Below are 5,379 nucleotides of genomic sequence, written 5' to 3'. Positions count from 1 at the left end.
CAATTAGGGGCGAAAACGGCCGAAAACCTGTGTTTGGGTTTCGGCTGTCGGGGGAAGGGCTTTTTGCAAAGGTCTCTGTCCGAATACAAAGGCCGTCTGAAATTGTTTTTCAGACGGCCTTTCTGCCGGTTTATACGCTTATTTTGCCGTTTTGGCCGCGTTCTGCAAATTTTTCATCGGGTTCAAATCAATCGAAGCACCCTGGCTGACAATCCATTTGTTTTCCACCCGCCAAATCCCGCCTTCGTCTTCCAGCCGCACATACCAATGGTTGGCCGGCGGCAGCTTGGCGAACTGTCCGAGATATTCGGTCTTATCGCCCGATTTCGGCGCAGTCGAAAGTTTCAGCCCGATACTTTGATCGTATTCTTTTTTGACGGGATGCAGCAGGATCAGCTTCAGCGGTACTTTGTCGTCAAAGCGGCCGGACACATACACGCGAACCGCGCTGCCGTCGGGATTGATGAGGGCCTGCCCCCGGATACCCCGTTCCACCGCCGCCGTATCGCGCTTGAGGTCCAAATCGATATGTTTGCCGTCTTTGTAATAATCGTCGCTGACCAAATCGGAACTGCCGCTGGCAGCGAGATAAAGCGTTACAAAAGCCGCCACCACGACGATGGCCGGACCAGAAAACAGCAGCCACGGCCACGGCTCTTTATACCAGACTTTGGATTTTTCCTGCGCCACGTTTATTCTCCGATAAAGTTGGATTTTTCGTTAATGACACGGCCTTCGGTATCGCCATCCTGACGGTAGGTAAAGGTAAATTTGATCGGATGGCTGCCTTTGTCGGCATATTCGGGAATAGTGGACACTTGAACCGGAACGGTAATGGTCTGCTGTCCGCCGACTCTGATACCCTCTTTCGGCAAGCCGGAAAGTTCGATGTCGTCAAAACCGCTGACCGAAGCCGTGACGGTCTGTTCTTGTTCGCTATTGTTAATGATGCGCAGATTATAGGCGTTTTCTAACCAGCCTTTGCCGTTTTCCCGCACCATCACGCCGCGGTCTTTGATGACATCGACCCGCAGCGTCGCACGGGTGGCCACGCCGATGATAAATGCCACAATCGCCACAAATAACACTGCGCCGTAACCGACCACGCGCGGACGCAAAAGTTTTTTCTTGATGTCTTTGTCGGTGTATTTGTGCTCCAACACATTTTCCGTCGTGTATCGAATCAGGCCGCGCGGATAGCCCATTTTGTCCATAATTTCGTCGCAGGCATCAATACAGGCGGCACAGCCGATACATTCGTATTGCAGGCCGTCGCGGATATCGATACCGACCGGACATACCTGTACGCACATCGTACAGTTGATGCAGTCGCCCAAGTCGGTTTCGTCCCGGCCGACGTTTTTCTTACGCGCGCCGCGCGGTTCGCCGCGTTCGGTATCGTAAGAAATAACCAATGTATCGGGATCGAACATCGCACTTTGGAAGCGTGCATACGGGCACATGTATTTACACACCTGCTCGCGCATCTGATGGGCGAACAACCAGGTAACGAAGCCGTAAAATGCCGCCGCAAACAACGCGCCGCTGTCCGCAGTCATGGTAAACACCGCCGGTACGAATTCGCGTATCGGTGTAAACCATCCGACAAAGGAAATTCCCGTCCAGGCGCATACGGCGAAAATCAACAGGTATTTGGTCAATTTGATACGGATCTTACGCAAGCCCCACGACTCTTTGTCCAGCTTCAAACGTTTGTTGCGGTCGCCTTCGACAAAATGGTCTATCCACAACATGATTTCGGTGTACACCGTTTGCGGGCAGGCGTAGCCGCACCATAGCCGTCCGGCCACAGTCGTCCACCAAAACAGACCGAAAGCGCAGATAATCAGCAACAGTGCCAGATAAATCAAATCCCCCATGCCCAGCGACAAACCGAAGATGAAAAAATGGCGGTTGGAAATATCGAACAAAACCGCCTGACGGCCCGACCAGTTGAACCACGGAATGCAATAAAACACGAACTGCGTCGCCACAATGGCTGCAATGCGCAGTTTGGCAAAACGGCCTTCGGCCTTTTTCGGATGAATGCGCTTGCTCGATTCATAAAGGCGGATAACCTGCTCTTTCGGCTTGCCGGGTTCTTTCGGCTTACTTGCAGGCTTTGCCTTCACGGTCGGCTTATTCTCAGCCGGGCGCCCGGAATCACCTTTACCCTCTGCCGCCTGTGCCTCGCCTTCTGCCGGCTTCATGGCATCATCTGATTCTTGTTCGGTCATGGCATGTTCCTTTTAGCTTCTGTTTATCAACGGAATTTACAGATTATATATATAACGCGGAATTATACGCCTTTTTACCAAACGGCTGCACCAAGAACCTTTTATCAACCCTATTCATATTTTAAATACTTCCCCATACTGCCTTTAAAACCGATTTTTTACCGATAAAGGCCGTCTGAATTTGCTATAATGCGCCGTTTTTTCATTTCTCATCCATTCCAATCCCAATGCAGCTGACCGTTATCGGAGTGAACCATCAAACCGCGCCGCTGAGCATACGCGAAAAACTCGCCTTTGCCGCTGCCGAACTGCCCGATGCGGTCGGCAGTCTGATCGACAGCGATGCTGCTCTCGAGGCGGTTATCTTGTCCACCTGCAACCGCACCGAACTCTACTGCATCGGCGAAAGCGCAAAAATCACCGACTGGCTGGCCGCCCGCCAAGGCTTAACGGCGGAAGAAATCCGCCCCTACCTTTACACCTACGGCTGCAGCGACACCGTACGCCACGCCTTCCGCGTTGCCTGCGGCCTGGACAGCATGGTGCTGGGCGAACCGCAAATCCTCGGTCAAATTAAAGATGCCGTTCAGACGGCACAAGAACAGAACACCGTCGGCACCTGGCTCAACTCATTGTTTCAAAAAACCTTTTCCGTCGCCAAAGAAATCCGCAGCGGGACCTCCGTGGGCGAACATTCCGTTTCCATGGCTGCCGCATCGGTCAAAATGGCCGAACAGATTTTCCCTTCGGTCGGCAAACTAAATGTTTTATTTGTCGGCGCGGGCGAAATGATCGAACTGGTGGCCACTTATTTTGCCGCCGAAAACCCGCGCCTGATGACGGTGGCCAACCGTACCTTGGAACGAGCGGAAGAATTGTGCGGCAAACTCGGCATCAACGCCGAGCCCTGCCTGTTGAACAATATTCCCGACATCCTGCACCAATACGATGTCGTGATTTCCTCGACCGCCAGCCCGCTGCCCATCATCGGCAAAGGCATGGTCGAACGCGCGCTCAAACAGCGCAACCAAATGCCCGTCTTCATGTTGGATTTGGCCGTACCGCGCAACATCGAGGCCGAAATAGCCGATTTGGACGACGTGTATCTCTACACCGTAGACGACATGGCAGATGTGGTGCAAAGCGGCAAAGACGCACGCAAAAAAGCGGCGGCGGAAGCAGAAGTGATGGTAGAACAAAAGGTGGCCGAATTCCTCGAATGGCAGAAAAGCCGAGAAAACGTCCCCCTAATCCGCGCCCTGCGCGACGAAGGCGAACGTGCCCGCCGCCATGTTCTGGAAAATGCCATGAAACAACTTGCCAAAGGTGCCGCCCCCGAAGAAGTGCTGGAACGCCTCTCGGTGCAATTAACCAACAAACTGCTGCACTCGCCTACCCGCACCCTTTCCAAAGCCGGCGGCAGCGACAGCGAATTGGTTGATGCCGTCGCCCAAATCTACCACTTGGAACATCCCGAACGAAAATAAACAAAAGCGGAATAATCGGGCACGCGGCCATAGCGATACAAAGCATCCATCGTGCATAAACCACTTGTACAGCAAAGCAGAAGAGGCCGTCTGAAAACTTTTCAGACGGCCTCTCACTCCATTTTCCGCACACCGTTTCCTTGCAACACGACAATACCTGCCGACTCCGACTCATCCGTGCAAAATCGGGCAATACGAAAACAATTCACCCGATGCCTCAACGCATGAACAATAGCTTTCTTCAAGCCCGGACTCCGCACCGCCCCAAACCATACTTCCTGCAAAGAATGCGCCCGCATATAACCGATTCGTCTTTGCTTGCTAAAAACGGTTCTTTCCTTTTTTCAGACGGCCTGATTAAAGTAGCAACAGTCAGCTTAAAGAAAGATTCCGTATGTCCATCCAAAACAAGCATCTGAACTGGCTCGAAGCCGAATCCATCTACATCATCCGCGAAGTCGTCGCCGAGGCGAAAAATCCCGCACTGCTGTTTTCCGGCGGCAAGGATTCCGTCGTTTTGCTGGCGCTGGCGGTCAAAGCGTTCAAACTCGAAGGCCGCCCGCTCAAGCTGCCGTTCAAGCTGCTGCACGTCGATACGGGACACAATTACCCCGAAGTGATTCAGTTCCGCGATGAAACCGTCGCGCGCACGGGCGTGCAACTGGTGGTCGGCAGCGTCGAAGATTCCATCAAAAAAGGCACTGTCGTCCTGCGCCGCGAAACCGATTCGCGCAACGCCGCGCAGGCAGTTACGCTGGTGGAAACGATTGAAGAACAAGGCTTTGACGCGCTGATGGGCGGCGCGCGGCGCGATGAGGAAAAAGCGCGGGCGAAGGAGCGGATATTTTCGTTCCGAGACGAATTCGGACAATGGGACCCGAAAAGCCAGCGTCCCGAACTGTGGTCGCTCTACAATACGCGGCTGTTTAGCGGCGAAAATATGCGCGTGTTCCCCATTTCAAACTGGACGGAACTCGACATCTGGCAATACATTGCCCGCGAAAACCTCGCACTGCCGCCGATTTATTACAGCCATAAACGCGAAGTCGTCGAACGCGGCGGGCTGCTCGTCCCCGTTACCCCATTGACGCCGAAACGCGAAGGCGAAGTTAGCCAAATCCGCGACGTGCGCTTTCGTACCGTCGGCGACATTTCCTGCACCTGCCCCGTAGCCAGCACCGCCGCCACGCCCGAAGACATCATCGCCGAAACCGCAGCGGCCACCATTTCCGAACGCAGCGCCACGCGCATGGACGACCTCGTATCGGAAGCAGCGATGGAGGAGCGCAAAAAGGCGGGGTATTTCTGACAAAGGTTTCCCGCAAAGACAAAAAGGCCGTCTGAAAAGTTTTCAGACGGCCTTAAACATTAGAAAATTTATTGTGGCGCGGCGGACGGGGCTCGAACCCGCGACCCCCGGCGTGACAGGCCGGTACTCTAACCAACTGAGCTACCACCGCGCATCCATTGTTCAACCAACAATGAAAGGAGAAACTTGGTGGGTGATGACGGAGTCGAACCGCCGACATTCTGCTTGTAAGGCAGACGCTCTACCAACTGAGCTAATCACCCGATAATTTGTGGCGCGGCGGACGGGGCTCGAACCCGCGACCCCCGGCGTGACAGGCCGGTACTCTAACCAACTGAGCTACCAC

The 5,379-nt window shown here is 54.0% G+C and carries 4 protein-coding genes and 2 tRNA genes; 2 read left to right on the top strand and 4 right to left on the bottom strand.

Annotation, left to right across the window (positions count from 1 at the left end; genetic code table 11):
* Positions 1 to 138: 138 nt before the first annotated feature.
* Both ACTHSL_RS11230 and ccoG read right to left on the bottom strand, forming a co-directional pair.
* Entirely contained in the window at positions 139 to 690 is a 552-nt protein-coding gene (locus ACTHSL_RS11230) for a FixH family protein (RefSeq protein WP_440381464.1), read from the bottom strand.
* Positions 691 to 692: 2 nt separating this feature from the next.
* Entirely contained in the window at positions 693 to 2,210 is a 1,518-nt protein-coding gene (gene ccoG, locus ACTHSL_RS11225) for a cytochrome c oxidase accessory protein CcoG (protein ID WP_440381465.1), read from the bottom strand.
* Between the two features lie 254 nt (positions 2,211 to 2,464).
* Between ccoG and hemA the strand changes: the two genes are divergently transcribed.
* Both hemA and cysD read left to right on the top strand, forming a co-directional pair.
* Entirely contained in the window at positions 2,465 to 3,724 is a 1,260-nt protein-coding gene (hemA, locus tag ACTHSL_RS11220; protein ID WP_440381463.1) for a glutamyl-tRNA reductase, read from the top strand.
* A 394-nt stretch (positions 3,725 to 4,118) separates the two neighbouring features.
* A complete protein-coding gene (gene cysD / locus ACTHSL_RS11215; RefSeq protein ID WP_440381462.1) occupies positions 4,119 to 5,033 on the top strand; it encodes a sulfate adenylyltransferase subunit CysD in 915 nt (304 codons plus the stop codon).
* A 74-nt stretch (positions 5,034 to 5,107) separates the two neighbouring features.
* Here cysD and ACTHSL_RS11210 read toward each other — a convergent pair.
* Positions 5,108 to 5,184 (bottom strand) — tRNA-Asp (locus ACTHSL_RS11210).
* A gap of 36 nt (positions 5,185 to 5,220) precedes the next feature.
* Positions 5,221 to 5,296: transfer RNA gene (locus ACTHSL_RS11205), tRNA-Val, on the bottom strand.
* Between the last annotated feature and the right edge of the window lie 83 nt (positions 5,297 to 5,379).

Source organism: Neisseria sp. P0008.S010, from assembly GCF_051962715.1.
Lineage (GTDB): Bacteria > Pseudomonadota > Gammaproteobacteria > Burkholderiales > Neisseriaceae > Neisseria > Neisseria elongata.
This window is presented reverse-complemented; position numbering and strand designations above follow the sequence as displayed.